Genomic DNA, 13,757 nt, shown 5'->3' on the forward strand with positions numbered 1-13,757 from the left:
ACGCAGAACGCGCAGGAACTCGTCGGCGGGGAGATGCGGCTGAGGAAGGAGGCGCTCGCGGTGTCCGGACCCTACGGTCCACCCGCTCGCCGCACCCGAGTTCATCGGGGTTGCCGGTGCCGGTGCGCTGCCTGGACCGGCAGAGCTGCGCGCAGGGCGCGGCCACCGTGCCCGCCGAGGCTGGTCGCTCAGTTGCGCGAGTCGAGTTCTTTCGGACCGTAGAGGGCCGCGGTCTCTCCCGCGGTCAAGGCCCAGTAGCGGTCCCCGAAGGACCAGTGCCACCACTTCCCTGATGATTGAATGTGTTCAAGCATCAGGGAAGGGGCGGGTGTGAGTGAGTGGCATGTGGTGTGGGTGCCCGACCCGGGCCGGTGGGGGACGCTTCCTGAAGCGGGAGTGCTGGGGGTCGAGGACCTGCCGAGGGCGGTCGAGCGGATCGGCTTGATGCCGGGTGATCCTGTCTTCATCGCTCCAGATTTCACCATTGACTCCGACCTGTTGGAGTTCGTTCTCTCGAAGCACTTCCGCTTCCTTGCGCGGGAGACGAAGCGGAACTACGCCACGGACATTCGGATCCTCCTGACGTTCCTGTCGTCGCGCGGGATCGACTGGCGCCGGGCCTCCGAGCAGGACCTGCTGAACTACAGGACCTGGCGCTGCGATGCTCCGCAAAATCCCGAGCGGATCAGCGGGTCGAAGTGGAATCGCGAGGCCGCCGCCTTCACCCGCCTGTTCAAGTGGGCGAGGGTGAGCCCGCGGCCGGTGGACGCGTCCCGGCGGGAGGACCGTGCAGCTGACTCGGTCAGCGCTCGGGTGTCGTGGCTGACACCGCGTACGTGGAGTCTGTGGTCGGACGTCGGCCTGCGCGGTCACGGCCGCGATGGGGTGTCGACTTGGGGATGGGATGCGCGGACCGAGGCCCGCAATACCTCGTTCGTCCAGTTCGCCTTGAGTTCGGGGCTCCGGCGGCAGGAAGGTGGATCACTCTTGACGTTCGAGCTGCCCGCTCAGCGGTTGCAGCACGGGCGCTACCAGCACGGCCAGCTCGCCGGGGCGGTGACCCGATCGAAGAACGGCCGTACCTTCTACACCTCGTTGGACGCCCTGGGGCAGGTCGAGACCTATGTGCAGTCGGAGCGCGCTTGGGCGGTGAAGCGCGCTCAGCAGTTGGGCCGTTACGAGCGGGTTGCGCAGATGCGCCTGATCACGAAAGTGACCCACGGCCGAGCGCCGCGAGTCTTCTGGGTGGACCGAGACGGCGTCGAGGGCCATCAGTACTTGACCCATCTGGGCTGGCGGGAACGGCAGTGGCTGTTCCTCGAAGGCCCGGAGGGCCCGGAACCTGCGTGGCTTTGGCTGACCGAGCAGGGCTTGCCGATGCTTCCCGACCGTTGGAACACGGTGTTCACCACGGCGAACCGGCGCTGCGAAGAGGTGCTGTTGACCCCCGCTGAGCGGGAAGTGGGCCGGAACCTCCGAGCCGCGGAAGTCCACGGCCGGACTCCGTATGCGACCCCGCACTCCACGCGTCACTCCTTCGCGCTGTACATGCTCATCGTGCTGAACCAGCTGATGGAGGCCCGCTTCGGATTGACCGCGGCGGATCGCCGGGATTTCGCGATGCTGTTCGGCGATCCTTGGTGGCTGGTCAAGACCCTCCTCGGGCACGCGGACGTCGAGACGACCAAGCGTCATTACCTGGCCCCCGTCGCGCACCTGCAGCTCGAGTCGATCCTGGCGACGGTCGAGGCCGACGAACCCGACCGCAAGGTCGAGGACATAGACGGCGTGTTCGCGCGGCTCGCGAAGGAGTCAGCCGGGATCCAGGACATCGACGTCATCGTCGACCGGCTGCCGGTGGCCGGCCGATGAGTCGCCGCGGCCGTCGGGCGGTCCTGCCGCCGACCGACTTCACCATTGAACCAGCGCTCGCCGCAGACGGACTGGTGGTCACCATCGTCAACAAGGCCGGCAACGGGAAGGACTTCACCTTCTCCGACCTGCCCGTCCCGGAGCCGATGCAGCGCTCCCTGGCAACGGTGTTCGCTGCCCAACGGGCGAAGTGGACCAGCCACTACAGCGCCACAGCTGCCTGGAACAGGCTGAAGGTGTTCGCCGAGTTCATCTCCGGTCTCGATAGTCCTCCCGAGGATCTGACCGGCCTGGACGCGGCGACGCTCAAGCGCTGGCGGCTGCAGAACATCAGCACGAACACCGGTCGCACCACGCTGCGGGCAGTCCATCGGATGCTCCGCAGCGACCCCCGGTTGAGCGAAGGGCCGGTCGCGGAGGAAGTGGCCCGTCGCGTTCCCGCACCGAAGCCCGTCAGGAAGTCCTACGACGAGGCGGAACGCGAGCACGTGCTGCTGGCAGCAGGCCGTCAGTTCCGGGCTGCCTGGCTCAGGATCCGGGAGAACAGTGAACTGCTGGAGAGGTGGCGGGCGGGAGCCCTGGATGAGGGCAGCCGTGACTGGCGGCTCGGGGAAGCGCTGGACCACGTGGCTCGTGTCGGGGACGTACCCCGTACGCAGTTGCCGAGTGGTCGACAGGCCATCACCAACCGCGGATTGCTGGGCGGCCGCGACATCGAGCACACGTGGGGCCGACTGTTCCTGACCCCGTCGGAGCTGACAGCCCTGGCCGTACTGCTGACCGATCGCTTCGGCTGGAACCTCTCCGTCTATGACCGTATGCCGGCCCCGACCAGGGCTCCGTCGGTCGCGGAGAGCACGAACGTGACCTACCACGTGAAGGTCGAGAAGCGCCGGGCCGGGAACGGCCGCTGGTTCTCCACGGAGAACATCACCGACTCCGGGGCCAACTCGCCGGGGCGATTGATCACGCAGGCACTGCAGGCCACGCTCCATGGACGACTTCTGGCTGCTCAACTTGCGCCGGGGAAAGACCTGTTGATGACAGCCCGCGCGGTTCGGCAGAAGGACGGACGCAAGGACATGGACCGTCCCCCGGCAGTCGGCCCGCTCGTTTTCGGTGTCTCGGGTGTCGACGGGAAGTCCTGGGCGAGCGAACACAAGCTGAACGGCTCGCCCTTCCGTCAGATCCGACGCACAACGGTGACTCGGGAAGGCAAGCCTCTCCAGCACACGCAGGGGACGCACGAGAGCGTCTACGTGCTGCCCGACCAGAAAGTCCGGCAAGCCTCGCAGCAGACCTTCGAGGACGGCGCGCTCGAAGCTCTCGACCAAGCGAAGAAGATCTTCTTCGGCGGCCATCTCACTCAGAAGCAGGACCCGGCCCACGGGCAGACCGCGACCGCGGACTGCGCGGACGAGACCACAACCCCATGGCCTGCCCCGGACGGCGGCTGCGGAGCCGACTTCCTGCTCTGCCTCGCCTGCCCGAACGCACACGTCCACCCAGGTCACCACCCCCGCCTCGCCCTCCTTCACGAACACATCCAGGGCCTACGGTCGGCGATGCCTGAACACAGATGGCACCAGCGCTGGTACGAGCACTGGCAGCGGCTCGACGACCTGGCGGACAAGGTCGGCCGCCCGTCCTGGGCTGCCGCTCGGGTACGGGCCAGCGACACCGACCGCACCCTGGTCGATCTCCTGCTGAAGGGACAACTCGCCTCATGAGCCTCCCTCTTGCCTCGGAGAGCGACCCCTATCTGCTGCCCATCCCCACCCCGGACAGCCCGGTCGTCCTTCCTCGATGGATCAGCTCCGGTAACGCCAACCCCAACGGTCGTTACCAGGAGCCGGTCTGGCCGCTCGGGCCGCTCATCGACCGCCCCGGCGCCAGCCTGATCAAGATCCACTGGAGGAACTGCCCCGATCCGATGACGGGGCAGATCAAGCAGGTGACCTGGACTCTGCTGAACGGCCAGCTGCGACCCACCTACCTCCAGAGCCGAGGGATTCGGGCCCGTTCCAGAGGCTCCGCCAATGAAATGCGGGAAACCTGCTACGAGTGGATGCGACTCGGTCGCTGGCTGGACACCGCTGGCGTCAAAGATCTGCGTGGCTGCACCGACGACCACTGGATTGCTTACGTCACGGACCGTTTCCGTGCCAATCCGACCCGGCACCACGCTGAGGAAACTCTGAGTCGCCTTACTGATCTGTGGGCATTCGACCAGCTCTGCACTCAGCCGATCGGCGTCACGCAACCGCCTTGGGAAAGGGAAGGCGTCGACGACTATCTGCCATCCTCCACCCCGCAGGACACCGGCGAGAACACAACCGAGCCGCTGGATCCGAGCGTGGTGAGCCCGCTACTGATGTGGGCGATCCGCATGGTCGACGACCTCGCGGACGACATCCTGGCCGCCTGGGTGGAATGGCGCCGCATGCAGCAGTTGGCCATCACCAACCCGAGCTCGCCCGTAGGACTGGCCGCGCTTGATGACTACCTCTTGCCGCGACTCGCCGCGGGCACGGGTCTGCCGACCACCGAGTGGCGCGGCAAGACTGTCCTGGCCGCAACATTCATCGCGGCCACCGTCGGCTGCAGCGTCAACCAGGTCAGTGGCTTTCGACAACGCCATGAACTCAACACGCTGCTGCCAGGGCCCTGCCCGCTCCCGGTAGCCGTGACCGGGCAGATCAACGGCAGGCCCTGGCGCGAGCACCTCGACTTCAACGAGGTCTCGACCCTGATGAGGCAGTTGGCCACCGCCGCGATGATCGTCTGCCTCTACCTGACCGGCATGCGACCGCAGGAAGTACAAGGTCTCCGGTCCGGATGCTGCCCCGATCCTGAGGACCGCGGCCGCCATCTCATCCGCAGTCACCACTACAAGAACGTCACCGACGACGACGGCCAGCACGTCTCGGCCGGCGAGGAACGGGAGGTCCCCTGGGTCGCCATCACTCCGGTCGTCCGCGCGATCCGAGTCCTTGAACGCATGGTCCCCGAGGGCGAACTGCTCTTCAGCTCCGCCCATCACGACTTTGCCCGCGGCCGCCAACGCGGCGGCGCCTTGAAGAACAGCAGCATGAACCAGCGGATCGAGGACTTCATCGCCTGGATCAACCGGGAGACCGAATCCCATGGGCTGCAGAACCAGGGCGTCCCCCAAGACCCTCACGGCGCCATCGGGCTCGGGCGGTTCCGTCGGACCCTGGCGTGGCACATCGCCCGCAGACCTGGTGGGCTCGTCGCGCTCGCAATCCAGTACGGCCACATGCGCACCGTCCTCGACGCCCGTACGTCGAGCGGGTACGGCAGCCGAAGCCGCCGCGGCATCCACAGTGTCCTTGATGTCGAGACCGCCCTGGCCGCGGCTGACACCGCCGCGCGGCTGCGGGACCGCCTCGCCGCTGGCGAGAAGATTTCTGGTCCCGCCGCCCGACGAGCCCTCACCGCCGCGGTCCAGGTGCCACGATTCGAGGGCCGTACCGTCACCCAGAAGTTCGCCAAACAGGCCGCCGACTACCTGGCCCGCGACGGCCTGGTCCTCTTCGACAACCCGGACGCTTCGCTGATCTGCGTCTTCAAGCGCGACAACGCGCTCTGCGAACCAGGCCCCGACGCAACTGCCCCGAACCAGTTCGACTGCCGCCCCGGCTGCGGGAACGCCGTCCGCCTCGACAGCCACGCGACCGAACTGCTGGAAGAGACCGACCGCATCAACAAACTCGCGGCCCTCTCCCCTCAGCCGCTGGCCAGGCGCCTCCGCATCACCGCCGAGCAATACCGCGCCACCGCCGACACTCACCACGCCACCGCCCAACCTGCCGAGGACCTGTCGTGACCGAGCAATCCACCGACGAGCGGACACGCATCCGTGCCGCCATGGACCGGCTCCTCGCCGGCCGGCCCACAGCCTCCGACGGCGCACTGACCGTCGTCGCTCTCGCAGCCGAAGCCGGTGTTCACCGCATGGCCCTGCAGAAGCGCCATGCCGACTTGAAGCACGAGTTCTACGAGCGCGTGCGCGCAGAGACGAAGCAACTCCCGGAATCGGAAAAGCGGCTCCGCAAGACCGTGTCCGACCTGAAGGAAACCGTTGCCGCGCAGAAGGCCGAGATCACGGTGCTCCGGCACCAAGTCACTCAACTCGCGCTTGCCAACGTCGTCCTCACCCTTCAGGGCAAGGAGAGACACACGGGGGAGACTGCGGACAATGTGGTCCCCCTCCATCCGAAGGAAAGGTGACTTCCGGACCTGACTCCAGATCGTTTGGGAGCCGTCACCCGTCGAAGTGCCGCCAGGGGATATCGAGCCGGTTGAGAGCCTGCAGGGAGCTGCGGTGTTGGGCGCCGATCCAGATGTCAACCTTCCCGTCGTCCCAGCTGGGGCCGACCCTGGCGACGAGGCCGGGGGCGACGAGGAAGTCCGTCGGTGCGTCGGCGGGCGACAAGAACGGCCGCAGGGGCACGCGCTGTAGGCAGTTCTCGAGTGCGGGAAGGAGGTGCCTGGGAAGGTTGTCGCAACTGGCCTGGTAGACGGCCGAGAGCGTGGCCTCCTCAAGGGCGAACTGGAGGAGGAATCGGCTCAGGGGTTCCTCCTCGGGCACAGGGTGGCTGTCCTCGAACCAGACGGTGGGATCGGTGTCGCTGCCGCCGGGCTCCCAGGGGATCGACCACGTCCAGCCGCCCTGGCACTCGACGCCGAAGACCAGGTGCTCCGCGCTGCTGTCTGGGTGGACCTTGTTGATCGGCTTGATGCGGTTGTGGCTACCGAGAATGGCTGGTCGACGTGCGGCCAGTCGATAGAAGTCTGCCAGTGCCCACGGTATGGAACGGGGTATGTCGGCGACCGGCTCCTGTGTGCTGGTCGCCGGGTACCAACCAGTGACGAAGCGCTCGAGGGCCCGACCCGGGTCCGTGTGGACGTCACCGAGCCAGTCCAGAGCAGGGAGAAGCGGCGGCGTGGTCGGTGGCCGGACACAGTCAAGGCTTTCGCGGCTCAGCGGCGGGCTGATTCGCAAGCGGCAGCGGATGAGTACGCCCTCGCTGGCCTCGCACATCGCGACCCGCACTACGCCAAGGTGGATACATCCTTCGTCGAGCCGGACGAAGAGGTGAACGAGCGGCTCCGGTGGGGTCCCCGTAGTCGTGAACGGCATGGGCCCCATGAGACGTGACACGACTGGGGCGGGTGCCGGGCCGACAAGGCGGAACTCCTGAGCGTTCCACACCCCGCTGACCTCTGGGTCATCACCCGGGTCGGCGACGATCACCGTTGAGGAGTTGCCGACTGCAACGATCGCACCGGGCACCGGGAAGACTTCGGCGTCCGGACCGGCAAGGTTGAGGGCCGCATCCGTGTCGATGAGGTTCAGGAAGGTCCGTTGCACGCTGGAAGGATATGCGGGAAGCAATCAGCCAGAGTGGGTCGAGCGAAGGACCTCTACGCACTCAGAAGCTGAACACAAGAACTTGACTGGGAACACCACTCCGTGGGGTAGTTCACCAGGCCCGCGGACGTGAGGGCGGCGCCCAGCAACTGCCGGTTGACGCGGGCCTCTCCGGTGATGTTCGGGGCATGGGTGTAGCAGGCGCCCTCGCTCTCCTCAGGGTCCGCGTTCATGCGCGTCCCCAGGTCCAGCTCGTGCCCGTCGGCATCGGCGAGGGTGAGGTCGACGGCCGCGCCGGCGCTGTGCGGCGCGATGTCGGGGGGTGACACGTACCTGCTCGCCGCCGAGTGGATCTCATGGGAGGGCCAGTCCGGGTTGTCGGCTCGCAACTGGCCGGCGTACTCCTCGAAGTACTCCCGCTGGAGGGAGGGCGGCCGGTACCCCTCGACGAACAGCAGCCGCATGCCCGCCGGGAGCATCGTCTGCGCTTTGACCAGGCGCTCCAGCACGCCTTCCCGTAGGTGGACGAAGGCGTCCGCCGGGTCCTGCTTGCGTGTGTCGACGAGAAGCCGGCCGTCGTGGCGGACGTCCACGAGACGTTCCCCGGACTCGACCACGGGTATGGCGGCGACCTTCGGGTCGGACATCAGCACGATCTCGCTCATGGTGCCACCACCCCTCGTCCAGCCTGCGTGGCCGAAGGGCGCACGCCGAACCACTGCTCGGCGCCGTACTCCTCGAACCGCTCGACCTCGGTGAAGCCCAGCTTCTCCGCGAGGCGCATCGCCCGGTCGTTGGCGCTCTGTGTGGAGAGCACCACGGGTTCGCCGGGACACGCGCCGGCGAACCAGTCGAGTGCCGCCGCGCACGCCTCGAAGGCGTACCCGCGTCCCCATGCCTCCGGCAGGAACAGGTAACCGAGCTCGGCCTCCCCGGCCTCGGGGCGGACGTGCCCCCGGCGCTCGGCACCGCGCGGATCGAGAGTGATCATGCCGATCATCGTTCCGTCGAGTTCGACCACGAAACAGCCGGGGCGTCGGCCGGGCACTTCGGGCATCGCACGCTCGAGTTCGTCGCGAGGCCGGGCGCCGCCGATGTAGGTGCCCACCTCAGGCGAGGCGAACAGCTCGACGAAGGCCGCACGGTCCCGAGCCTCGGACTTGCGGAGCACGAGCCGGTCGGTCGGTATCGGGGCGGGCGGCCAGGCGAAGGTTCCAGGTTCGATCATGGCGGGGAACCTATCGCACGCCCGTGACAAGGATCGGCGGAGAGGCATGCCTGCGGACGATCTCTTTCCGGCAGGCTGCAACCGGGACCGCCCGGCGCGCGTGTCGATGATCGAGAAGCGAGCGCGGAGCGGAACCGGCGGGCCGGCCGGCGGAGTGAGCGCGGGACAGCGAACGGACGGAAGGCGGCACAGGGTGGGTCACGACCAGGTTCTCGAAGCGTTTCAGCTGGAATGCGGAGCACTCGGCGACGCCATGGCCGGACTGTCCGAGGCCGAGTGGGACCTCCCGACACGCTGCACTCCCTGGACCGTACGCGACCTCCTCGGGCACGTATGCGTGGTGATCGACTGGCTTCCGGCCATGCTGGACGAGCCGGAACCAGGCGAGGCGGAGATCTCCGCGGTGGAGTACTACCGCCCGGACGACCGCTTCTCGCCCCAGACCAACGGCAAGCGGATCGCTCTGGCCCAGGACCGTGCGGCGAGGGCGGCCGACGGAGCCGCCTTCGCCGAGGACTTCGCCTCGACGTGGCGGCAGGTCGAGCGGCTGTGCCGGGACCAGCCCGTCGGTCGGACCGTGCGGACACGCCATGGCGACGCCATGCTCCTGTCCGAGTTCGTCCTCACCCGCGTCGTGGAGGTCGCCGTCCACGGCCTCGACCTGGCCGACGCACTCGGACGCGAAGCCTGGCTCACCCCGGCGGCCGGTGACGCCGTGGCGGAGCTGCTCCTGGGCGCGGAGCACGCCCCGGCGGCCGACAAGCTGGAGTGGAGCCGTTCCCGCTTCCTGCGCAAGGCCACCGGTCGGGAGCCGCTCAACGAGGCGGAGGCCGCACAGGTCGAACGGCTCGGTATCCGCTGGCTCGCCCTGGGCTGACCTTCACGCCTGCCGTGATCCCGCGACTTCGGCCCTCTTCAGGTTCTCTGACCAGCTGCTACGGATGCCGGGACCCTTCGGGCACCCCCGTCGTGGGGCTGCGGGGTTCGCGACCGGGAGGTCGGTGGCAGCAGGGCGGTCCTGCGGCGGTGGTGCGGGGGCGGATCTGTGGAAGGCGGCGGGTGACGCGGGCGTGGGTGCAGAGGTCCAGTGCGCCGGCCAGGTGGTCCCATTCCTCGCCGTCGACGCCGTGTGGGCGGGCGGGGGCCGAGGATGTCGGGTCCGGCTCGGTGGTGACGGCGCCCGTAGTTGCTGAGGATGGTGACCAGCCGCATGCGGCGACGTGCGTGTTACGGCTCGGGACGGGGCCGGCGGTACCTAAGCCGTCGGAGCCCCCAGGTCGGCCGCGCACGCTGCGGGCGCCGCCAAGGCTTGCCTGGACCCGCTGCGTAAGCCCCCACGCCCACCGGTCGAAGCCGCCAGGCCGGACCTGCAAATACCGCTTGCTCGCTCTCGAACTTTCACGCATGCCGATATAGGCATATGATTGATGTCATGGCACGAGCAGCGACGACCTCGGACGTCTTCAACGCGATCGCCGAGCCGCAGCGCCGGGAGATCCTGCTGCTGTTGCGGGCAGGCGAGCGGCCGGTGACCGAGTTGGCCCAGGAGCTGGGGATGACCCAGCCAGGGGCGTCCAAACACCTGCGGGTGCTCCGGGAGGTCGGGCTGGTGCGGGACCGCAAGGCCGGCAAGCAGCGCCTGTACGGCCTTGACGCCCGCGGGCTGCGACCGGTCCACGAGTGGACCGGCGGGTTCGAGCGGTTCTGGAACGAGAGCTTCGACCGGCTGGACGAGTACGTGCAGGACCTCAAGCAGGCACAACAGGAGGAGTGACCGATGGGAGCAACAGGACGAGAGGCGTCGGCGCAGGCCACAGCGACCGACCGCGAGATCGTGATCTCCCGGGCCATCAGCGCCCCACGGGAGCTGGTGTTCGAGGCGTTCACCGAAGTGCGGCACCTGTCACGGTGGTGGGGACCGGAGGGGTTCACCACCACCACGCGGTCCTTCACGTTCCGCGTCGGCGGGGAGTGGGACTTCGTGATGCACGGGCCTGACGGGACGGACTACCAGGAGTGGATCTCCTGGACCGAGATCACCCCGCCGGACCGGATCGCACTGCTCCACGGTGAGTCCCGCGACGACCCGGACGCCTTCGAGTCGGTCATCACGTTCGCGCCCGACGGCGCGGCGACCCGGATCGAGATGCGCACGCTGTTCCCCACCAAGGAGCTGCGCGACGAGGCGGTCGAGAAGTACCACGCGATCGAGGGCGGCCGGCAGACCCTGGGCAACCTGGCTGCGTACGTCACCGAGATCGTTCGGAACGGAGGCGAGGGCTGATGGCCGGGAAAGTGTTCTTCAGTGTGTCGATGTCGCTGGACGGGTTCATCGCGCCCGAGTCCTCTGAGGAGTTGATGGGTCAGCAGTGGAGGGAACTGCAGCAGTGGATCTTCCCGCAGCGGTTCTTCCGGGAGAACCTGAAGCTCGGCGAGGGCGGTGAGGAAGGGCGCGACAACGACATCGTGCGGGAGACGTTCGAGCGCACCGGCGCGAGCGTGATGGGTAAGCGCATGTTCGACGCCGGAGAGAAGATGTGGCCGGAGGAGGCGCCGTTCCACACGCCGGTGTTCGTCGTGACGCACGAGAAGCGTGATCCCTGGGAGCGGCCGGGCGGGACCACCTTCCACTTCGTCAACGACGGCATCGAGACCGCGCTCGATCTGGCCCGAGAGGCCGCCGACACCCGCGACGTCCGCATCGCGGGTGGCGGGGCGACGATCCTGGAGTACGTGAACGCCGGCCTGATCGACGAGTTCTCGATCGCACTCTCACCCGTGCTGTTCGGCTCCGGGATCCGCCTGTTCGAGGGCGTGGACGCGGCCCGGGTGGCGCTGGAGCCGGTCCGCGCGGAGCCCTCCCCCAGGGTGACGCACCTGACCTACACCGTCCGGAAGCGGTAACCGTCCCGAACTCAGCGCTCTCCACCAAGGTCAGCCACCCGCGGACAGCAGCCTGCCCCGGCGACGACGGATGGCCTTACGTGCTCACCTATGGGGCGGGGAGCCGGCCATGTACGCCGGCACGGTGTCCGAACGTCCCTCCGCAGGGATCCTCGTATCCTCTTGATCTTCCGCCTGCTCAGACGTGGCCTAGCCGCATCCATGCTCGGGTCCGACGGAGAGACAGGGTGGCCTTTGCCTCCGCCTCGTGGCTCCAACCGGCGGATCACTCGAAGTGGCTCGACGCCCACCCGACCTCGTAGCGATCTGTCTGACACACGCATTGGGGCCCCGTACGGCACGTACGAGGCCCCAATGGCGTTGGCGTTCACGGGGCCAGGGCGTTCTGTTCGCGTTCTGTTCGCGTTCTGTTCCCGAAGGACCCCGGTCCCCCATGCAGAACGATCACGACCGCGGCAGCGGCCGGATCGAAGGGGCCTGTGGGGCCGACCGTGATGGCCTGGCTGCCGGCAGCCGGTCAGTGGCCCCCGGGTTTACCGGTAGTGGTCGGTCCACATCTGGTTGTATCCGCCGTTCTCCTGCCAGGTGACCATGCGGGCGCCCTGCTGGGTGGTTCCCCCGGGCGCGTCGACGACGCGAACCTTGTTCTCGGGTGCCTCGGCGTGAGGGTTGAAGATGTAGACCATTCCCTCACCAGAGGGAGCGGTTCCCGTGGGGTAGAAGTCCCAGTCCTGCGACCAGTTGTTGTCGCAGTACCACATGACGAGCGGTGTGCCGTAGCCGCCGTTCGCACCGTCGATGGACAGGCACAGGTCGCTCGCCCTGTTCTTCAGGACCTTCGTACCGTTGGCGTTGCTGCTCCAGTACCAGTTCTGGTTCGCACCCTCGTGACAGCGGTACTGGATCACCCACGAGCCGGGAGCGGTCCCCGCAGCGTCGAGGCACTGTCCGGTCTTGACGTTGCGGAACCACACGCTGAGGCCGGCGGCCGAGGCACTGCCCGCGAATCCCAGCTGAGCGGCCGTCAGGGCTGCGGCCATCGAGAGGCCGGCAACGAGTCTCCGTGCCTTGCGTGACGTCAGGTTGATCTTCAATGTTCCCCCAGAGAAGTCAGAAAAGCGCAGGTCGCAAGCAGCTCCCTGCGCGGTGTGATGATCATATACGGATGGCATGGGCGGGTCTTTTCCTTCGAGCGATGGGAAAAAGCGCCCAGGGAACTCACGAAGCGCGACATGACCTGCGGCCCCGAGATGCCCACCACAAGCGCTTGACCGGGTCCCTGATCGCATACGGCACAGAGGCGATCAGAGGCGCGGCCACGCGTGCGTCCATCCCCACGGTGTCGCGGGCTCTGGGCCGGCGGGCGGTCAGGGCTTTCTGCACGGTGGCGGCGGCGTGTTCGGGACCGCTGAATTTCGTCGAATCGCTCAGTGCCGCGGCGGCGTCTCGGTAACAGTCCGTGAACCTGGTCGAGATGCCGCTGGGCGGCGTGAGGGAACGGACCGCGTCGTCCAGCGGACCCGTAGCGTGGAAGCCGTGCTCAATCAGCACGACTCGTACCCCGGAGCCGGTCAGTTCCATCCGCAGCGCGTGGGTCAGGTCGGCGGACGCCGCTCTGCTCGCGCCGTACCATCCGCCGAGCGGCAGCACTGAGCGCCCCGCTGCCGAGGAGAGGTTGACGATCCTGCCCTGCCCGCAGCGGCGCATCGTCGGCAGCACCAGTCGTGCGATCCGCACGGCGGCGAAGGTGTTGATCTCCATGAGGCGGCGCGCGGTTCCCTCGCTGACGTCCTCCACGGCCCGCGCCACCGCGCATCGGGTGTCGGTGGCTTCGTCGCCACGAACGATCTGTAGCCGCAGCGGTACGCCGGGAACGGGGGCGGCGAAGTAGGTGTTGCCCACGACGGCGTGGTCGTGGAAGGGCCCGGAAGCGCCGGGTCTTCTGGCCCCGCGTCCGGCCCCGCCCGGCGCTCACAGCTCGCGCAGCCGCTCCACGATCTCGCGCAGCAGTTCCGGGTCGGCCGCCGGACCGCCGTCCGGCGGACGGCGCGGCTCGTCGATGCGCACCAGACCGGCCTCGGCCAGGTCACCGAGCAGCACGCGTACGACGGTCAGCGGCAGGTCGACGTCCGCGGCGAGCTCGACGACCGGCCGCGGTCCGCGGCGCGCCAGGTCGAGCAGGGCGGCCGGGGCATGATCGACACCGGGCAGCCCGGTGCCCGCCTCCAGGGCCGTGACCTGCGACATGAGATCGATGACGTACCCGTCCGAGGGCCGGGTCCGGCCCCCGGTGACGGTGTAGGGCCGCACCATCGGCCCGGTCTCGTCCTCGTACCAGTGATCGTCGGTCACAGG

General features: G+C 68.1%; 14 protein-coding genes. 8 read left to right on the forward strand and 6 right to left on the reverse strand.

What is annotated here, in order from left to right:
• Positions 1-330 precede the first annotated feature (330 nt).
• The 4 genes from ACE1OA_RS01130 to ACE1OA_RS01145 are packed head-to-tail and all read left to right on the forward strand — an operon-like array spanning position 331 to position 6,126.
• On the forward strand, positions 331-1,872 hold the full coding sequence (locus ACE1OA_RS01130) for a site-specific integrase (protein WP_386540478.1): 1,542 nt from the start codon (positions 331-333) through the stop codon (positions 1,870-1,872).
• A complete protein-coding gene (locus ACE1OA_RS01135; protein ID WP_386540480.1) occupies positions 1,869-3,602 on the forward strand; it encodes a hypothetical protein in 1,734 nt (577 codons plus the stop codon). Before ACE1OA_RS01130 ends, ACE1OA_RS01135 begins: the two co-directional genes overlap by 4 nt.
• Positions 3,599-5,722: an integrase gene (locus tag ACE1OA_RS01140; protein ID WP_386540482.1), complete on the forward strand. Its 2,124-nt coding sequence runs from the start codon at positions 3,599-3,601 to the stop codon at positions 5,720-5,722. Before ACE1OA_RS01135 ends, ACE1OA_RS01140 begins: the two co-directional genes overlap by 4 nt.
• Positions 5,719-6,126: a hypothetical protein gene (locus ACE1OA_RS01145; RefSeq protein ID WP_386540484.1), complete on the forward strand. Its 408-nt coding sequence runs from the start codon at positions 5,719-5,721 to the stop codon at positions 6,124-6,126. The genes ACE1OA_RS01140 and ACE1OA_RS01145 overlap by 4 nt, the downstream gene beginning before the upstream one ends.
• A gap of 34 nt (positions 6,127-6,160) precedes the next feature.
• Here the strand turns inward: ACE1OA_RS01145 and ACE1OA_RS01150 are convergent, their stop codons facing one another.
• The 3 genes from ACE1OA_RS01150 to ACE1OA_RS01160 are packed head-to-tail and all read right to left on the reverse strand — an operon-like array spanning position 6,161 to position 8,498.
• Positions 6,161-7,270 carry a hypothetical protein gene (locus tag ACE1OA_RS01150; RefSeq protein ID WP_384867204.1) on the reverse strand — a complete coding sequence of 370 codons (1,110 nt, stop codon included), beginning with the start codon at positions 7,268-7,270 and terminating at the stop codon, positions 6,161-6,163.
• A 53-nt stretch (positions 7,271-7,323) separates the two neighbouring features.
• The gene (locus ACE1OA_RS01155; RefSeq protein ID WP_432752041.1) at positions 7,324-7,935 is read right to left on the reverse strand and encodes a M15 family metallopeptidase; all 612 of its coding nucleotides are present in this window, start codon (positions 7,933-7,935) and stop codon (positions 7,324-7,326) included.
• Positions 7,932-8,498 (reverse strand): GNAT family N-acetyltransferase, encoded by a 567-nt coding sequence (locus tag ACE1OA_RS01160; RefSeq protein WP_432752042.1) that lies wholly within the window; start codon positions 8,496-8,498, stop codon positions 7,932-7,934. Before ACE1OA_RS01160 ends, ACE1OA_RS01155 begins: the two co-directional genes overlap by 4 nt.
• Positions 8,499-8,691: 193 nt before the next feature.
• Between ACE1OA_RS01160 and ACE1OA_RS01165 the strand changes: the two genes are divergently transcribed.
• From ACE1OA_RS01165 to ACE1OA_RS01180, 4 genes are all read left to right on the forward strand, one after another.
• Positions 8,692-9,375 carry a maleylpyruvate isomerase family mycothiol-dependent enzyme gene (locus ACE1OA_RS01165; protein WP_432752043.1) on the forward strand — a complete coding sequence of 228 codons (684 nt, stop codon included), beginning with the start codon at positions 8,692-8,694 and terminating at the stop codon, positions 9,373-9,375.
• Positions 9,376-9,930: 555 nt separating this feature from the next.
• A complete protein-coding gene (locus ACE1OA_RS01170; RefSeq protein WP_432752044.1) occupies positions 9,931-10,272 on the forward strand; it encodes an ArsR/SmtB family transcription factor in 342 nt (113 codons plus the stop codon).
• Positions 10,273-10,275: 3 nt separating this feature from the next.
• The gene (locus tag ACE1OA_RS01175; protein ID WP_432752045.1) at positions 10,276-10,782 is read left to right on the forward strand and encodes an SRPBCC domain-containing protein; all 507 of its coding nucleotides are present in this window, start codon (positions 10,276-10,278) and stop codon (positions 10,780-10,782) included.
• The gene (locus tag ACE1OA_RS01180; protein ID WP_432752046.1) at positions 10,782-11,402 is read left to right on the forward strand and encodes a dihydrofolate reductase family protein; all 621 of its coding nucleotides are present in this window, start codon (positions 10,782-10,784) and stop codon (positions 11,400-11,402) included. The genes ACE1OA_RS01175 and ACE1OA_RS01180 overlap by 1 nt, the downstream gene beginning before the upstream one ends.
• Before the next feature lie 533 nt (positions 11,403-11,935).
• On the opposite strand, the gene ACE1OA_RS01185 is transcribed toward ACE1OA_RS01180, so the two are convergent.
• The 3 genes from ACE1OA_RS01185 to ACE1OA_RS01195 form a co-directional block, all read right to left on the reverse strand.
• On the reverse strand, positions 11,936-12,442 hold the full coding sequence (locus ACE1OA_RS01185; RefSeq protein WP_356609610.1) for an RICIN domain-containing protein: 507 nt from the start codon (positions 12,440-12,442) through the stop codon (positions 11,936-11,938).
• Between the two features lie 178 nt (positions 12,443-12,620).
• Positions 12,621-13,304, reverse strand: a complete 684-nt coding sequence (locus ACE1OA_RS01190; RefSeq protein ID WP_432752047.1) for an SDR family NAD(P)-dependent oxidoreductase — start codon at positions 13,302-13,304, stop codon at positions 12,621-12,623.
• 69 nt (positions 13,305-13,373) lie between these two features.
• A complete protein-coding gene (locus tag ACE1OA_RS01195; protein ID WP_384867214.1) occupies positions 13,374-13,754 on the reverse strand; it encodes a DUF742 domain-containing protein in 381 nt (126 codons plus the stop codon).
• Positions 13,755-13,757 lie beyond the last annotated feature (3 nt).

The sequence above is a fragment of the Streptomyces sp. JL2001 genome (assembly GCF_050917515.1).
Classification (GTDB): Bacteria; Actinomycetota; Actinomycetes; order Streptomycetales; family Streptomycetaceae; genus Streptomyces.